This window comes from Stappia albiluteola (assembly GCF_014050225.1).
Taxonomy (GTDB): domain Bacteria; phylum Pseudomonadota; class Alphaproteobacteria; order Rhizobiales; family Stappiaceae; genus Hongsoonwoonella; species Hongsoonwoonella albiluteola.
Window position 1 is genome coordinate 1 of sequence record NZ_JACFXV010000037.1, and the last position, 15,988, is coordinate 15,988.

Here is a 15,988-nt window from a genome sequence, read left to right on the forward strand (position 1 = left end):
TAGCTCGACCCGTCCTGGCCGAGCGAACGCCAGGCGATGACGAAGCCGCCATCCGCAAGGGCGGCCACCGCCGGCTCCTCCTGCGCGCCCACGTCATGGCTGTTGACCTGGAACGCCGCGCCGGCCGCGTTGCCGGCCGCATCGAAGCGGCGGGCGAAGACCCCGGCCCCGTCGCCGTCGGCGGAACTCCAGGCGACCAGCACGCCGCCGTCACTGAGCGCCGCCAGAACCGGAAGGTCCTGCCCGTTGCCTTCGCCCGCCACGCCCCCGCTCACCAGCGCCTCGCCGCCAAGGGCCGCGCCAGCCGCGTCATAGGCCCTCAGGTAAACGTCATGTCCCGAGCCGTCGGCCCGCGCCGAGCGCCAGACCACCACATGGCCGCCGCCGGCAAGCCCCGCCACCTGGGCAAGGTCCTGGCTGCCGGCAATCGTCTCGTTGACGAGGTCCTGCCCGCCAAGGGCCGCGCCGCCCGCATCGAAGCGCTGCTGGTACACCCCCTCCAGCGAGCCGTCGCCCGTCGACGCCCAGGTGACCACGAAACCGCCGCCGGCTAGGGCCGCCACCGCCGGCTGGCGCTGGCTGTTCGCGGTCGCCGCATTGACCCGGAACTCGGAGCCGGCCGCCGTGCCGTCCGCGTCGTAGCGCTGCGCGTAAATCCCGTAGCCGGAGCCGTCCTGGCCGTTCGACGCCCACACCACCACATAGCCGCCGTCGTCCAGCCGCGCCACCGCCGAGGCGTTCTGGTGGCTCGACGTATGATCGTTCACCCCCGCCTCGCCGCCGCCGGCGGCAACACCCACCACCGGCGCGTCGTTCACCGGCGCCACCGTCACCGTCGCCAGCGCCGACACATAGTCCGTGCCGTCGTAGACCTGGTACTGCAGCTCCGCGGTGCCGGTGAAGTTCGTATCCGGCACGAAGGTCCACGTGCCGTCGCCATTGCTGGAGACCAGGCCGCCCAGCGCCACCAGACCCACCACCGTCAGCGTGTCGCCATCCGCATCCGAGGCAAAGGCTAGCAGCTCCGCCTCGCTCACCACCAGCGCCGTCTCCTCCAGCGTCGAAAACACCGGCACCCCCGTCACGACAGGCAGTTCGTTCCCGCCCTCAACCGACGCAGCCTCAGCCGCACTCGCAGTCTCTGTCATTTTGAAATCTCCAAAATCGCAATCGCTTCAATGAGGTGAAGACGAGCTCTGGTTAGAAATATGCAAATGCAATCATTGATTGTATTAATGATTCATTACAGTCGCAACTAACGTCGGGACTTCGGCGCTTCAAGCGATTGCAGCTCGACGAAAGAGGGCAACAAACGGTGATAAGCTGCTGCATGAGTCGCGGGAATTGACTGTCTCGCGGCCGGGTCCCTCAAAAGACGAAGCCCCTTCATGCTCACCTTCCTTGCCGCCGTCTTCTTTCTGCTGATCACGCCCGGACCGGGCGTACTTTCGACGGCCGGCGTCGGCTCCGGTTTCGGCTATCGGGCCGGGCTGCGCTATGTCGCGGGGCTTTTCGTCGGCACCAACCTGGTGGCGCTGGCGGTGGTGTCGGGGCTTGCCGCCCTCGTCTTCTCGCATCCGACCGTGCGCACGGTGCTGCTTGCCGCCTCCGCCGCCTATCTCTTCTACCTGGCGCTGAAGATTGCGTTCTCCGGTTCGCGGATCGCCTTCATCCACGCCGAGCGTGCGCCGGGGTTCTTCGGGGGCCTTGCGCTGCAGGCGATCAATCCGAAGGCCTATGCGGTGAACACCGCGCTCTTCACCGGCTTCGCCTTCCTGCCGTCGAGCATTGCGGTCGAAACGGCGCTGAAATTCCTGATGATCAACGTCATCTGGATCCCGGTGCACCTCGTATGGCTGGCCGCCGGCGTCACGCTGCACCGCCTCGATCTATCGAAGCGCACGCATTCGATCGTCAATGCGGTCATGGCCGCCTCAATGCTGGCCGTGGTCGTGCTGGCGGCGCTGGCGCAGCTCTGATCGCCTGCAGATGGCGGCAGCCTCGCGCCCTACCGGAAATCAGTCAGCAAACGGCTCCACGCCTCCGAGGCCAGTCCACCGATATAGATGTCATGCCGCCGTACGGCGTCGATGACATCGGCATGTTTCGTCAGCAGGCAGAAGTGCCCGCGATGGCGAAACGAGACGTAGCGCTGCGTTCCCAGCGCCGTCATCAGGAACGGCTGCGCCATGCCATGCGCCGCGACGCAACCGCAACTGTCGAAGTGCTCGAACAGCGCCGCGACCACGTCGCTTTCCCGGCCCGGCAGGCTGACCAGATTGAAAACGTGGGCGACCTTTTCCCTGCCGACGAAATAGAGGCACGCGCCGATTGTGGCGCCAGAGCCATCCACGACGGCACGGCAATGGCGCTTGCCGATACGGGGATTTCTATCCGCGAGGCCGACCAGCCAATCGAATTCGTCCTTCGACCATGTGGGGCGAACCGAGAAACGCTCGATCATGGCGACGGCCTGATCCCGGAACCGGTCGATATCCATCGGCTCGGTCGTTGTCGTTCCATGCTTCCTGATCGCCAGGGAAGAAACGGCAAGGCGTGCCAGACGATCGATGAGCGGAGCGGCCAGTTTCAGCGGCACTGCCGCCGTCCGGGAGAAATGTTTGCGGGGATTGGCTGTCAGGAAGCCGACCGGGCGAAAGATGCGACGCCATTGCAGCGTCTGGACCGGCAGGATTTCGCCGCCGCCGGCGGCGGTCAGGCTGGCACTGACCGGTGCCGCTGTATCGGAAAAGCAGAAATCCTGCAGCTTTGCCCGCAGTCTCAGGCTGATGCGGGCCGAACCGGCACTTGGCAGGCAGGGGTCCTTCATGAACGCGGTGAGCAGCCGGCCTGTCAGGACGCGCCCATTGGCCGTTACCTGCATGGGCAGGATCAGGAGCGCGGCGCCGATGCGGCCCGAAGCCATCTCGTAAACGAGGCTTCCTTCAGCCTCGCTATAGTAAGGCCCCCGAAGAAAGACCTGTTCGACGTAGCTTTCGAAATCCTCGGGATCGAGTGGCTTTCCTTTACGAAAAACGTTGCTGAACAACGTTCTCACGCTCGGGATATCGCCGGATGTCAACGGCCGTACGCAACCGGTTCTGGCCAATACATCGGAATAAGCCATGGATGACCGTCTCTAAACGCATGACAAGCAATCGGGACATCCTGGGTTGCAAATGGTCTAAATTCCATAAATCGGGATTGGTTCCGCAGATCATGGTAAACAACAGATTGAATTCAGTGGTTTGGGTGCCGCGTGCCCTTTCACGTCATTCCAAGCACGGCGCGGGCATCGTCGGCAGTGCCAATCTCCCGGTCGAAACGGGCGGCCGTTTCCGCCGCCACCTTGACAAGGGCGGCATTGTCCGCCGCAACGCTTCCATCCGGCATCAGCAAGTTGTTCTCGAAGCCGACGCGAGCATGGCCGCCGAGGATCGCGGCAAGCACCGTCGCCTTGTGCTCCAGATCCTGAAACGCGCAGACGGACCACGGGTCGTCGCCTTCCAGCGCCTTCAGGAACTCGATGAGATCGCCCGCCGAGGCGCTTTCGGCGGTGGCATAGCGACCGAGCACGAAAAGCAGGAAGGTACGTTCGAAGGGAATGATGCCGCGCCGCCGCAAGTCGTTGAAGCGGGCGACATCGGCGCCGTCATAGAGAATGAATTGCGGTGCGATCGCCTCGGCTTTCATCCAGGCCAGGAATTCGGCCGCCGGCGCTTCGGAAGCCTCGTCCGCGATGAGTTCGCGAATGGCGAGCGACACCGCTTCCGGGCGCGTCTCGCGCACGACGGCAACCTGCTCCGACGGCGCATAACGGCCGACAGCTTCGGTCGTGATCTGGACGACGAGCGTGTCGCCCACTTCCCGGCGGATTGCTGCGATTACATCCCGGTAGGTGGCGGCATCCAGCAGGTGATGTCCTTCGCGATCACGGATATGGACGTGCATCATCGCCGCTCCGGCATCGCGGACAAGCGCTGCGGTTCGGGCGATTTCGTCAGTGGTAACAGGAAGCTCCGGATGATCGGCGCTGGTCTTCCGCGCCCCGTTCGGTGCCGACATCAGGATCATCGGCGGTTTTTTCTGAGTCCTGACCATGATCCCGCTCCCGCAACGCTCATTGAAGCTCTGCAGCATGAACCCTTGGTGCGGGTGCATCAAGGCAAGCGAGAGCTACAGCTGCGGCATGCCGCAGGTCTGCCCGTGTTTCGAGGAAATCAGCCCATGGCGAACTGCGGTGCGCTTTCCTGGCCTTCCATGCCCTGCCAGATCTTCTGGCGGTTGCGGATCTCGCGCGGAGCCGGGCCGAAATAGCTGGGAGTCTTCACGAAATCGCGCGGATGCATGATGACGTTGGAAACGCGCTGATAGAGCGCCTTTGCCGAGATCGGCTTTGACAGAAGCTCATGCACGCCAAGGCGCCGGGCCTCGATGATGCGGCTGCGCTCCGTGTGGCCTGTCACCATGATGATCGGGATATAGGCAAAGGGGTTGTGCGGATTTCGCACCATGCGGACCATGTCCGCCCCGTCGAGAATCGGCATGACCCAGTCGAGGATCAGGATATCCGGATTGGCGCGCTCCATCGCCTCGAGCCCGGACGCGCCATCTTCGGCCTCAACGATGCGGCGGGCACCGAAGCCTTGCAACATGGTGCGCAGGATGGTGCGCATGTAGGCACTGTCTTCGACCAGTAGAAACGTCAGGGAAGCGAGATCCAGGCTCAACGGTCCAGTCCTCCTTTGAACTGCGACCTTGGCACGGAAGTCTGAAAAGAGGGTTATCCGGACCGAGAAAAGACGATCGTTTCCGGCGATCTATCGCCGCCCCACCCTGTCACTTGTCCTTTGCCGATTTCGAGGCTTTTCCTGTTGCATCCTTGTCATCCGGCAGGTCGTCGTCCTGCAGGATGCGCCATTTCGCCCCTTCCAGGTCGTCGTACTGGCCGCTCTTCAGCGACCAGAGAAAACCGGCAAGGCCAAGGGCGCCAAGAAAAAGAGCAATCGGGATCAGGTAGACGAGAACCTCCATCAGCCGCGATCCCCCCTGGGCGAAGACGTGAGCCGGAGCCGGATGGCGTTGGCCGTCACCACGATCGAGGAGCCGGACATGGCGAGCGCGGCAATCAGCGGCGTGACGAAACCGGCAACCGCGAAGGGCACCGCAACCACGTTGTAAAGAGCCGAAAACCACAGGTTCTGCACCATGGCACGGCGGGCGGTACGGGCAATGGCAAGCGCGGAGCGGACCGGCGTGAGCTTGTGGCCGAGGAATACGGCATCGGCCGCCGCCTGGCTCAGGTGAACGGCGGTGACCGGCGACAGCGAAACGTGGGCGGCGGCAAGGGCCGGCGCGTCGTTGAGGCCGTCGCCCACCATCAGCACGCGGCGCCCCTCGGCGGCAAGTTGCTCGAGCCTGGCGATCTTGTCCTTCGGAGAGGCTTCCGCGCGCCAGTCCGCAATGCCGAGCTCACAGGCAACTTCGGCGACCGGGCCGCGACGGTCGCCTGACAGGATTTCGACGGCATAACCGTCCGCCACCAGCATTTCGATGGTTTCGCGGGCGTCCGGGCGCAGTTGCTGGCGCATGAGCAGCACGTGGGCGGGTTCCTCGCCTATACGGAAGACGATCACGGATGCGCCGAGACGCCGGGCATGGACCGCCTCGACGATCGCCGGATCGGCCCCGCAGAAGGTGGGGCTTCCCAGGCGAAGTTCGCGGCCTTCGGGGTCGCGGGCGTGGACGCCGCCGCCCGGTTGCTCCGCTGCGTCGGCAAAGGGGGTATCGGCATTGCTGGCGCGCGCCAATGCGACCGCAAGCGGATGGTGGCTGGATAGCGCCAGCCGGCCGGCGAGCGCCAGCACCTCTTGCGAAACGACGTCGCGATTGACGAGTTCGGGCAGGGCCAGCGTCAAAGTGCCGGTCTTGTCGAAGACGATTGTGTCGACGCTGGCCAGCCGCTCGATGGCGTCGCCCGCATTCAGCAGCACGCCTGAGCGAAAGAGCAGGCCGGAGGTAACGACCTGCACTGCCGGAATGGCAAGGCCCAGTGCGCAGGGGCAGGTGATGATGAGAACCGAAATTGCGATGACGAGCGCCGGCTGCCAGCCGATACCGGCAATGAGCCAGGCAAGAAAGGTCAGCCCTGCGGCGAGATGCACGACCGGGGCGTAGAGGCTGGCGGCCCGGTCGGCGAGGCGGACATAGGCGGACTTGGCCTGCGCGGCCGTCTCGATCAGCCGGTTGACGTCGTCGAGCAGGGTGGCGCCGGAGGCCGCAGTGACGCGGATGGTCAGATTGCCGGAGGCGTTGAGCGTCCCGGCATAGACCTGATCGCCGGCGCCGACCGCCTTCAGCGCCGTTTCGCCGGTGACGAGGCTCTGGTCGATCTCGGAAGTCCCCTCCTCCACCAGGCCGTCGAGCGACACCCGCTCTCCCGGCCGCACCAGCACGCGCTCGCCCGGCAAAACCTTGGAAAGCGGCACTTCGCGCACCGTCCCGTCGGGCGCCAGTCGCGCAGCCGTCTCCGCTTTCAGCGCCGCGATGTTTTCGGCGAAGGAGCGGGTCTTCCGCCGCATATTGTGGTCGAGGAACCTGCCGATAAGCAGGAAGAACAGCAGCATGACCGAGGATTCGTAATAGGCGTGCTCGGCATGCTGCACGGTCTGGATCAGCGAAAGGGCGAGCGCCAGCAGGACGCCGATGACGATCGGCACGTCCATGTTGAGGCGGCCTGCGTGAAGGGCTGCGAAGGCCGACCGGAAGAACGGCCGGCCGGCATAGGCCGTGGCCGGCAGCGCAATGAGCGCCGACAGCCAGTGAAAGAAATCGCGCGTCTCCGGCGTGATGTCGGTGGCATTGCCCGACCACACGGAGACCGACAGCAGCATGATGTTCATTGCTGCGAAACCGGCGACGGCCATCGAGCGCAGCAGGACCTTGCCTTCCCGGTCGCCGCGTTCGCGGATCGCCGCCGGGTCGAAGGGATGCGCGGTGTAGCCGAGGCGGTGCAGCCGCTCAACGATCTCCGCGGCAAGATCTTGACCCGCCTGCCAGTCCACGGCAAGACGATGGCTCGTCAGGTTCAGCCGGGCATTGGTGATGCCGGGAACGGCAGCAAGGCTGCGCTCGATCTCGACCATGCAGGCGGCGCAGGTAACACCCTCGACGGCAAGGTCCATATGCTGGCCGCCATCGCTGCCGAGCATCACGAAAGACGGCCAGTCGCGCTCATGAACGCTCATGGTATTGCCTCGGCAGCACGATCTATTCGCCCTTCAGGAACAGCCGGTTATGCGACCGGAAGACGGTGTTGTCGCCACCGCCCGCCGCAGGGCCGTCCGCCTCCAGGTCAAGCAGCCACTGGCCGGCGTCGATGCTTTCCGCAAGGCCGCTGTAGCGCCCGGTTTCCCCTTCGGCCAGTATCACGACTCTTGCGTCCCCGTCGCTTGCGGGCCGTGTGAGCGTCGCCTTGAGCAGCAGGCCGCTCAGCGGATTGCCGGCTTCGTCCTTCGCGGTGACGAGAATATCGGCCGTACCGTCCGCCTGCCGCTCGACATGCGCGTCCACCTGCCAGCCGAGATCAGCCTGAGCCTTCGATCGTGCGATCTCGCCATTATAGCGAAGCCCGGCCTCGTAGGAGCTTTCCACCACGACGCCCGGAAAGGAGCCCAGCGCAAGCCAGATGAAGACGGCATTGGCCGCCGACACCACAAGAAAAAAGCCGAGCAGCCAGAATAGCACCGTGCGGCCCGTCACCACACGTATGCGCCTGGCTCCGTCCATTGATCCCGCCCCTTGGATCATGCCGTCATCCTTCATGAATTCCATTCTTTCATAGGCGCAGGGTCTGCGCCATCCATCCGGCGACAATGCTTTGCGCCCGGAGCCTTGTGAATGATCTTTCGCAAAGTCCGGCGCGGAAAGATCCGCAACGGCCGCCCCTCACGGAGCCTTGAAATAGTCGCTGGCCGTCGCGACTTCGCCCATCACCGACTCGGTGATGCGGAAGGTGACGTCGGTCGACTTCGGCATGGTCACGTCTTCCGGCGAGAAGACGAGCACGCGCACTTCGCGGGTCTGGTCCGGCCCGACCGTGACGATCGGCCGTCCGCTGACATTCTCGCTCACGCCCACGGCCTCGATCCGCGAGCCGGCAGGCATGCCTTCCACCGACAGGATGAAGCTGCGCTCGATGGTCCGCTTGTTGAGCAGGCGGATGGTGTAGCCGTTGCGCACCGAGCCGTCGGACTGCTCGACGAAGATCGGATTGCGGTCATGCAGCACGTTCACGCCCGAGAAGTCGCGGGTGAACAGCGCATAAGCCATGATGGCGCTGACCAGCACGATGATCGCCGCATAGATGACGGTGCGTGGACGCACGATCTTGTAGATCGCCTCCTTGCCTTCCGCCCGGCGCTGGATGTTTTCGTCCGTATCGTAGCCTATCAGCCCGGTCGGCTTGCCGACCTTCCTCATCACCGTATCGCAGGCATCGATGCACAGCCCGCACTGGATGCAGTCGATCTGCAGGCCCTTGCGGATGTCGACGCCCGTCGGGCAGGCATGGAAGCACTGGTTGCAGTCGATGCAGTCGCCCGCAGGCAGGCCTTGAAGCTCCAGCTTCCGGTTTTCCTTCAGCGAACCGCGCGGCTCTCCCCGATCCCAGCGATAGGCGACGTTGAGCGCGTTCTCGTCGGTGAGCGCGGCCTGAATACGCGGCCACGGACACATGAAGATGCAGACCTGCTCGCGCATGTGGCCGGCAAGCGTGTAGGTGGTGAAAGTCAGGATGCCGATCCAGATATAGGCCGACATGGGGGCCGCGCCCGTCGCCAGTTCCTTCACCAGCGTCGGTGCATCGGCGAAATAGAGCACCCAGGCGCCGCCCGTCCACCAGGCGATCATCAGCCACAGCGTATGCTTGGCAAGCTTCTGTGTGAGCTTGCGCAGCGTCCATGGCTCTTTCGCCAGCAGCATGCGCTCGCGCCGGTCGCCTTCCGTGTGACGCTCGACCCACAGGAACAGGTCGGTCCACACCGTTTGCGGGCAGAGATAGCCGCACCACAGGCGGCCGGCGACCGCGTTCATCAAAAACAGCGCCATCGCCGCAAGGATCAGCAGGCCGGTGAGGTAGTAGACCTCCTGGGGCCAGATCTCGATGAAGAAGAAATAGCCGCGCCGGCCGGCAAGATCGACCAGCACTGCCTGGTCGGGTGCGTCCGGACCGCGGTCCCAGCGCACGAAGGGCAGGAAATAGTAGATGCCGAGCGTGATGAAGAGCAGCGCCCACTTGATGCGGCGGAACGTGCCCTTGACCGCCATCGGGTAGATCTTCTTGGCAGCGGCGAAATAGGATTCCTCCTTCGCCGGGGCCGCCACAGCGTTGCTTTCAACACTCATCGTTTCCGTCCAATCTTGCTTCCCTTCCGGTCCCCGCGCGGAGCCGGAGGAATAACGGGATCGCCACATTCCGAATATTCGGACCGGGTTTTCAGGCCGAATTGTCGGGCGAGTTGTCGAAAATCTAGCGCCACTCGCTTTATGTTGCAGTGCGACAGAACGGCGCCGCGACAATCGGTCACCACGGACAAACACTTATTTCGCAAGGACTTTCAGGCCTGTCCGGATGGGCGGGCGGTCCCGGCCCTCTCCTCCTGTCCGTTTCGATACCCCGGCGGACGAAAAGCTTCATTGATCCGGGTCAAGCAGGCGCCGTTGGAAGCCTGATTGCAACCCGGTTTGCAGGCGTCCCTGGCATGACTGAGATGCGGGCTGCCGCCCGCAGCCGATTTCTGGATCCCGGCCTGCGCGCGCGCATCGCGAGAGCCGGGATCCAGACATCAGTCGCGCGGCAGCGCATCCTTAATTAGAGACCGTGCGGACGCCGCATATAAGCGCCAAAGCAAAAGGCGCCCCTTGCCGGCCGGCAAGGGGCGCCTCCATTCTTGAATGATCGCGGGGACGAACCCTACTGGCCGCCGCCCAGCGAATGCACATAGACGGCCAGCGACTTGACGGTCGCCGGATCGAGCCTGCCTTCCCAGTTCGGCATGACGCCGTTGCGGGCGTTGGTCACCTGGGCCTTTATCGCTTCCAGGGACTTGCCATAGAGGTAGTTCGGCGCCGTCAGATCGGGGGCGCCGAGCTCCTGCAGGCCCTTGCCGTCGTCGCCATGGCAGGCGGCGCAGTTTTCGGCAAAGACGGTCTCGCCAGCAGCGACATCGACGCCCGCCTCCGGCTCGATGCCGGCAAGGGTCGCGACATAGCTCGCCACCTGGTCGACCTGCTGCTTGTCCAGGATGCCGTCGCGCCCGAAGGCCGGCATGTCGCCGATCCGCGCTTCGTCATGGCCGGAGCGGATGCCGAAACGGATCGTCTGGTGCAGGTCGTCGATCGAGCCGCCCCAGATCCACTTGTCGTCCTGCAGGTTCGGATAGCCGACGGCCCCTGTCGCGCCCGAACCGTGGCAGGGGGCGCAATTGTCGCCGAAGGCCGCCTGGCCGCTGGCCATGGCGAATTCAAGAAGCTGCGGGTTCGACTGGATCTCGTCGAGCGACGCATTGATGAGCGCCTGGCCGGTTTCCGCTCGTTCAGCCATGCCGGCCTCGTAGGCGGCGATAGCATCGGCCCGCTGCGAGATTCCAAGCACGCCACGGGTGTAGCCGCTGACCAGCGGCCAGGCTGGATAGATGATCCAGTAGGCGAAGGCCCACACACAGGTGGCATAGAAGAGGTAAAGCCACCACCGCGGCAGCGGATTGTTCAACTCCTTGAGACCGTCCCATTCGTGACCGGTCGTCTCGACGCCGGAGAGCGCGTCGATTTCCTTGTTATGTCCGTCAGCCATAAATCAGTCCTCCCGCAGGGGGATATGGGCGGCTTCCTCGAAGCGCTTGCGGTTTTTCGGCCACAAGGCATAGGCAACCACGCCGAGGAACAGGATTACGAAATAGACCAGGCCAAAGGTCTGGGCGAAGGAAGCAAGCTCAGTATAGACACCGTCCATCTTCCCCTCCTCAGCGCAGGTTTGCCTTGTCGTCGTAGATCGAGAAATCGACCAGCGTGCCGAGCATCTGGAGATAGGCGATCAGCGCGTCCATCTCCGAGACGGTCCCGGGATTGCCGTCGAAATCGCGGATCACGGCGTTGGGATAGCGCTCAAGGAACGCATCCACGTCGTCGCTTTCCGGATTTGCCTGGGCGTGCATGTCCGCCCGTGCGTTCTCGATCTGCTCCGGCGTGTAGGGAACACCGACGACCACATTCGTCTTCAGATGGTCGGCGATATCGCGGTCCGTCGCCCGTGTCTCGGCGAGGAAGGGATAGCCGGGCATGATCGATTCCGGCACGACCGAGCGCGGATCGACCAGATGGCCGCGATGCCACTCGTCCGAATATTTACCCCCCACCCGTGCAAGGTCGGGCCCGGTACGCTTGGAACCCCACTGGAAGGGATGGTCGTACATGGACTCGGCGGCCAGGCTGAAGTGGCCGTAACGCTCCATCTCGTCGCGCATCGGGCGGATCATCTGAGAATGGCAGAGATAGCAGCCCTCGCGGATGTAGACGTTGCGCCCGGCGAGTTCCAGCGGCGTATAGGGACGCATGCCCTCCACCTTCTCGATCGTGCTCTTGAGGTAGAAGAGCGGTGCGATCTCGACGAGGCCGCCAATGGCCACCACCACCAGGATGCCGATGAGCAGGACCAGGGATTTCGTTTCGAAGATTTCGTGCTTTTTCCAAAGCGACATGATTTTCCCCCGACCTTATTCAGCAGGCGCGACGGCGCCGCTCGGCGCGGCCTCGATCTCGGCCGCCTCGCCACGACGCACCGTCATGATGAGGTTGTAAGCCATGATCAGGCTGCCAGCGACGAAGAGCACACCGCCCAGAGCGCGGATGACGTAGAAGGGATGCATCGCTTCGACCGTCTCGATGAAGGAATATTCGAGGAAGCCGAGCTGGTCGTAGGCGCGCCACATCAGACCCTGCATGATGCCCGACACCCACATGGCGGTGATGTAAAGCACGATGCCGATGGTCGAGATCCAGAAGTGCCAGTTGACGAGCTTGAGCGAGTAGACCTGCTTCTTGTTCCACAGCCACGGGATGAGGCAGTAGAGCGCGCCGAAGGAGACGTAGCCCACCCAGCCGAGCGCGCCGGAATGCACGTGGCCGATCGTCCAGTCGGTATAGTGCGACAGCGAATTGACCGAGCGCAGCGACATCAGCGGGCCTTCGAAGGTGGACATGCCGTAGAAGGCGACCGACACGACCATCATGCGCAGCACCGGATCGGTCCTGAGCTTGTCCCAGGCGCCCGACAGCGTCATCAGGCCGTTGATCATGCCGCCCCAGGAGGGCATCCACAGCATGATCGAGAAGGTCGCGCCCAGCGTCGACGCCCACTGCGGCAGCGCCGTGTAGTGCAGGTGGTGCGGACCGGCCCAGATGTAGAGAAAGATCAGGGCCCAGAAGTGGATGATCGACAGCCGGTAGGAGTAGACCGGCCGCTCGGCCCGCTTCGGGATGAAGTAGTACATGATGGCGAGGAAGCCGGCGGTCAAAAAGAAGCCCACCGCGTTATGGCCGTACCACCACTGCACCATCGCATCCTGCACGCCCGACCAGACGATGTAGGACTTCGTGCCGAACACGGAGACCGGTATCGTCAGGTTGTTGACGATATGCAGCATCGCGATCGTCACGATGAAGGCGAGATAGAACCAGTTCGCCACGTAAATGTGAGGTTCTTTGCGTTTCCACAAAGTACCGAGGAAGACGAGCAGGTAGACCACCCACACGATGGTGAGCCACAGATCGGCATACCATTCCGGTTCGGCATATTCCTTCGATTGCGTGGCGCCGAAGAGATAACCCGTGCCGGCGATGACGATGAAGGCGTTGTAGCCGAGGATCACGAACCAGGGGGCGATGCGGCCCGGCATGCGGGCACGGGAGGTGCGCTGCACTACGTAGAAGGACGTGGCGAGAAGCACGTTGCCGCCGAAAGCGAAGATCACCGCGGAGGTGTGCAGCGGGCGCAGACGGCCGAAATTCGTGTAGGGAAGGTCGAAGTTCAGCACCGGATAGGCAAGCTGCAGCGCGATGATGAGGCCGACGGTGAAACCCGCGACGCCCCAGAACACGGCCGCCCAGGCACCGAACTTGATCGGCCCCAGGTTGTAGTTCGGCTTGCCCTCGATTTCCTGCGGGATCGCGATGCCGCCGTCGTTGAAATAGTTCTTGAAGATGATGAACGCCCCCACGGCGGCGAACAGCGCGCCGATCGTGGTGTGAAACCCCATCACCTGGTCGTAGGTCTTTCCTGCGATGATGATGCAGGCAAAGGCGAGCACGATGAGGAAGGTGGCAAAGAACCCCTCCTCCATCGTGAGATATTTGGCTTTTGCTTGAGCCATTTTTTCGCGCCCCAAGGTGTTGATCTGGTCCAGTCCCGAAAGGATACAAAGCGGACGGTATGGCCGAGCCGCCGGAAGCCGCCTTGATCCAGGTCAACAGCCCTATGGAGAACGTAGTGAAAAAACAGCCGCACGAATTGTCGCTGCGACATTTTGCGCCGCAAAAAGCCGAATGACTTGAAGGATCTAAGTAGTTTGCCTTAATCCTTGCGGCCAGCTATGAGCGCAACTTGACGAGGCAGGAGCCGGGGCAAGGCTGAAGGAATCATTCCGCGCCGACACGCAGCGGCGCTTTCGGCCCGAGCACCAGCCGCGTCACCAGCGGCAGCATCAGCACCATGCCGATATAGCGCGCGAGCTGATGACCGGCGACGAAGGCGGGATCGAGGTTCAGCACGAAGGCGAGCAGCGTCATGGCTTCCAGGCCGCCCGGCGCATAGGCCAGGATCAACTGGCCGAACGGCAGGCCAAGCGTGACCGACACCGCCCAGGCGGCGGCGACCGATATGGCGAAGCCTACCAAGAAGGCACCGAAGGACGCGGCCAGCAGCCGCAGGAACGTAAGAAGGTTGGTGTTGCCAAAACGGGCGCCGACCATCGCCCCCAGCGCTACGTAGCACGGCACGACCATCCACTGCGGCAGCGCGACAGGCATGAAGCCGAAGGCGTTGATCGCCGAACTCATGAAGAAGGCGCCTGTCAGCCAGCCGCCCGGAACCCGCAGCCGCACGGCGCCGAAACTGGCAGCAATGCACAGGGCGAAAAGCAGAGCCGCCTGGGCAAGGCTCAATTCCACTGCGGCGGGCGCCGCCACCGCGTCCGGGTGATCGGTCGCGTGGACGATGAGTGAGGGCAGCAGCGCCACCAGCACAAACAGGCGGAAGGACTGGGATACGGCGATGCGCGACAGGTCGGCGGAGCGCTCGGAAGCCAGCGCGATGACGAAGGACAGCGCACCCGGAATGGCGCCGAAGAAGGCGGCCTCCTTGTTCCAGTGGCCGACCCAGCGCAGGAAGGCATAGGTCGCGCCCGTGACGGCAACGACCGTGACGGCCAGCACGCCCATGGTGATCGGCCACTCGGCGACACGCTCCACCACGTCCGGCCGCACCCCGGAGCCCATGGAGATACCAAGCACGACGAAGATGGAATCGCGCAGCCGGTTCGGGATCAGCGTTGGCAGGTTGGCGAAAGTCGCGATCGCCACGAAGACCATGGCGCCAGAAAGCCAGGCAGCAGGCAAGCCCACAACCTCGAAGGCGAGACCGCCAAGCGTTCCGACGACAATGGTGAAGACGACGCGCGCGACGATGGACAGACTGGCAAGCCGGGACAGCAAGGCGGTGACCATGAATTGGGGTATCGATACCCCTCTATATCGCAGCTTCCCCAAGGGCGCATGGTTGATTCATATAATCAATATTGAAAAAATTCTGCGGACCGCATTTCGCCGGCAAAGTTGGCATCAATTTCAGTGACACGAGGAGCGGGCATTGCACGCAAAGATTTCTGGGTCCCGCATCGGCGGTCAGCTTCCCTTGCCTGGCATATCGGCCGATGAAGGGGCCTCCCCTTTGCCGTAACCTCTCGGTTCGTCATACGCGGGCTCGACCCGCGTATCCACGCGATACCCCCCCTTGCCGCAGCCTTTCGATGGATCGCCGGGTCTGGGCCCGGCGAAGACGAGGGGAGAGGCGGAGCGCCCATTCGGCCGTAGAGGTTTGAGACCGGCGCCCCATCCTCTGGTGTCATCCCCGTGAAAACGGGGATCCAGTAGACACCTGCCTCAGTGGCTAAATCTGCGGCGTTGGCGGTTACTGGATGCCCGGTCGAGCCGGGCATGACAGAGTGTGTGGGCGCGTTGGCGCAAGCACGACAGGGTGAGTGGCCCCTCTGCCGCAACCCCTCGGCTCGTCATGCGCGGGCTTGACCCGCGTATCCACGCGATATCCCCCTTGCCGCAGCCTTTCGATGGATCGCCGGGTCTGGGCCCGGCGAAGACGAGAGGAGAGGCAGAGCGCCCATTCGACCGTAGAGGAGTGAGACCGGCGCCTGCCCCGAACTCTGATGTCATCCCCGTGAAAACGGGGATCCAGTAGACACCCGCCTCAGTGGCTGCTTCTCTGCCTTAGCCCCTCGGTTCGTCATACGCGGGCTCGACCCGCGTATCCATGCGGCCTCACCCCTTGGCGCACTCCTTTCGGAAAACTAATCCCCGCCTTCTAGCCTGCCCTTATCCTTGTCCCATCGCCCGGCTGCTCGTGGGACCGTGATCGGACCGACCGTTCATGTAAGCCGGGGGCGTGACGGCTCTGGCTGAAAGGGTGTAACGGCCCCGAGTAGGCTGGGGTGATCCCTATGCCAGGGGGAGCACCGAGAGGTGTCCGGGCTGGGCACGCCCGACCGTTGGCAGGACGCCTGCCCCGTTCCAAGGGGGCAGGTGCCGGCGGAAGGGCGGCAAGAGGTCGAACGGCGCCCGTCAAGGGTCATCCGTTCTGCTGGTCCGGCTCGTGGAAGTTGGTATGGGCGGCGGGAGATAACGTCACGGGCAAGGCGCGGCA

General features: G+C 63.7%; 14 protein-coding genes. 1 reads left to right on the forward strand and 13 read right to left on the reverse strand.

Going from position 1 to position 15,988, the window contains the following annotated elements; all coding sequences use genetic code 11:
- On the reverse strand, positions 1–1,148 hold a 1,148-nt coding region (locus tag H2509_RS03280; protein ID WP_182162269.1), incomplete at its 3' end, for a cadherin-like domain-containing protein.
- Between the two features lie 240 nt (positions 1,149–1,388).
- Between H2509_RS03280 and H2509_RS03285 the strand changes: the two genes are divergently transcribed.
- Positions 1,389–1,979, forward strand: a complete 591-nt coding sequence (locus H2509_RS03285; RefSeq protein WP_182162271.1) for a LysE family translocator — start codon at positions 1,389–1,391, stop codon at positions 1,977–1,979.
- Positions 1,980–2,008: 29 nt separating this feature from the next.
- Here the strand turns inward: H2509_RS03285 and H2509_RS03290 are convergent, their stop codons facing one another.
- The 12 genes from H2509_RS03290 to H2509_RS03345 form a co-directional block, all read right to left on the reverse strand.
- The gene (locus tag H2509_RS03290) at positions 2,009–3,049 is read right to left on the reverse strand and encodes a GNAT family N-acetyltransferase (protein ID WP_182162273.1); all 1,041 of its coding nucleotides are present in this window, start codon (positions 3,047–3,049) and stop codon (positions 2,009–2,011) included.
- A 218-nt stretch (positions 3,050–3,267) separates the two neighbouring features.
- Entirely contained in the window at positions 3,268–4,101 is an 834-nt protein-coding gene (locus H2509_RS03295; RefSeq protein WP_182162275.1) for a BKACE family enzyme, read from the reverse strand.
- A 119-nt stretch (positions 4,102–4,220) separates the two neighbouring features.
- Complete coding sequence (locus tag H2509_RS03300; protein ID WP_182162278.1) at positions 4,221–4,730, reverse strand: response regulator; 510 nt, start codon at positions 4,728–4,730, stop codon at positions 4,221–4,223.
- Positions 4,731–4,839: 109 nt separating this feature from the next.
- Complete coding sequence (ccoS, locus tag H2509_RS03305; protein WP_182162280.1) at positions 4,840–5,034, reverse strand: cbb3-type cytochrome oxidase assembly protein CcoS; 195 nt, start codon at positions 5,032–5,034, stop codon at positions 4,840–4,842.
- Positions 5,034–7,247, reverse strand: coding sequence for a heavy metal translocating P-type ATPase (locus tag H2509_RS03310; RefSeq protein WP_182162282.1), 2,214 nt, complete (start codon positions 7,245–7,247; stop codon positions 5,034–5,036). Before H2509_RS03310 ends, ccoS begins: the two co-directional genes overlap by 1 nt.
- 22 nt (positions 7,248–7,269) lie before the next feature.
- A complete protein-coding gene (locus H2509_RS03315; RefSeq protein WP_182162284.1) occupies positions 7,270–7,788 on the reverse strand; it encodes a FixH family protein in 519 nt (172 codons plus the stop codon).
- Positions 7,789–7,947: 159 nt separating this feature from the next.
- Positions 7,948–9,405: a cytochrome c oxidase accessory protein CcoG gene (gene ccoG, locus H2509_RS03320; protein WP_209001772.1), complete on the reverse strand. Its 1,458-nt coding sequence runs from the start codon at positions 9,403–9,405 to the stop codon at positions 7,948–7,950.
- Between the two features lie 568 nt (positions 9,406–9,973).
- A complete protein-coding gene (gene ccoP, locus H2509_RS03325; protein WP_182162286.1) occupies positions 9,974–10,852 on the reverse strand; it encodes a cytochrome-c oxidase, cbb3-type subunit III in 879 nt (292 codons plus the stop codon).
- A gap of 3 nt (positions 10,853–10,855) precedes the next feature.
- A complete protein-coding gene (locus H2509_RS03330) occupies positions 10,856–11,011 on the reverse strand; it encodes a cbb3-type cytochrome oxidase subunit 3 (protein WP_182162288.1) in 156 nt (51 codons plus the stop codon).
- Between the two features lie 10 nt (positions 11,012–11,021).
- A complete protein-coding gene (gene ccoO, locus H2509_RS03335) occupies positions 11,022–11,756 on the reverse strand; it encodes a cytochrome-c oxidase, cbb3-type subunit II (protein WP_182162290.1) in 735 nt (244 codons plus the stop codon).
- 15 nt (positions 11,757–11,771) lie between these two features.
- Complete coding sequence (ccoN, locus tag H2509_RS03340) at positions 11,772–13,427, reverse strand: cytochrome-c oxidase, cbb3-type subunit I (protein WP_182162291.1); 1,656 nt, start codon at positions 13,425–13,427, stop codon at positions 11,772–11,774.
- Positions 13,428–13,692: 265 nt separating this feature from the next.
- Positions 13,693–14,778: an AbrB family transcriptional regulator gene (locus H2509_RS03345; RefSeq protein ID WP_209001773.1), complete on the reverse strand. Its 1,086-nt coding sequence runs from the start codon at positions 14,776–14,778 to the stop codon at positions 13,693–13,695.
- Positions 14,779–15,988 lie beyond the last annotated feature (1,210 nt).

What these genes read in the sequence shown, in the direction of transcription:
- H2509_RS03285 (WP_182162271.1), top strand. Translation starts at nt 1,389, where the DNA reads ATGCTCACCTTCCTTGCCGCCGTCTTCTTTCTGCTGATCACGCCCGGA.
- H2509_RS03295 (WP_182162275.1), bottom strand. Translation starts at nt 4,101, where the DNA reads ATGGTCAGGACTCAGAAAAAACCGCCGATGATCCTGATGTCGGCACCG.
- ccoS (WP_182162280.1), bottom strand. Translation starts at nt 5,034, where the DNA reads ATGGAGGTTCTCGTCTACCTGATCCCGATTGCTCTTTTTCTTGGCGCC.
- H2509_RS03310 (WP_182162282.1), bottom strand. Translation starts at nt 7,247, where the DNA reads ATGAGCGTTCATGAGCGCGACTGGCCGTCTTTCGTGATGCTCGGCAGC.
- H2509_RS03315 (WP_182162284.1), bottom strand. Translation starts at nt 7,788, where the DNA reads ATGGACGGAGCCAGGCGCATACGTGTGGTGACGGGCCGCACGGTGCTA.
- ccoG (WP_209001772.1), bottom strand. Translation starts at nt 9,405, where the DNA reads ATGAGTGTTGAAAGCAACGCTGTGGCGGCCCCGGCGAAGGAGGAATCC.
- ccoP (WP_182162286.1), bottom strand. Translation starts at nt 10,852, where the DNA reads ATGGCTGACGGACATAACAAGGAAATCGACGCGCTCTCCGGCGTCGAG.
- H2509_RS03330 (WP_182162288.1), bottom strand. Translation starts at nt 11,011, where the DNA reads ATGGACGGTGTCTATACTGAGCTTGCTTCCTTCGCCCAGACCTTTGGC.
- ccoO (WP_182162290.1), bottom strand. Translation starts at nt 11,756, where the DNA reads ATGTCGCTTTGGAAAAAGCACGAAATCTTCGAAACGAAATCCCTGGTC.
- ccoN (WP_182162291.1), bottom strand. Translation starts at nt 13,427, where the DNA reads ATGGCTCAAGCAAAAGCCAAATATCTCACGATGGAGGAGGGGTTCTTT.
- H2509_RS03345 (WP_209001773.1), bottom strand. Translation starts at nt 14,778, where the DNA reads ATGGTCACCGCCTTGCTGTCCCGGCTTGCCAGTCTGTCCATCGTCGCG.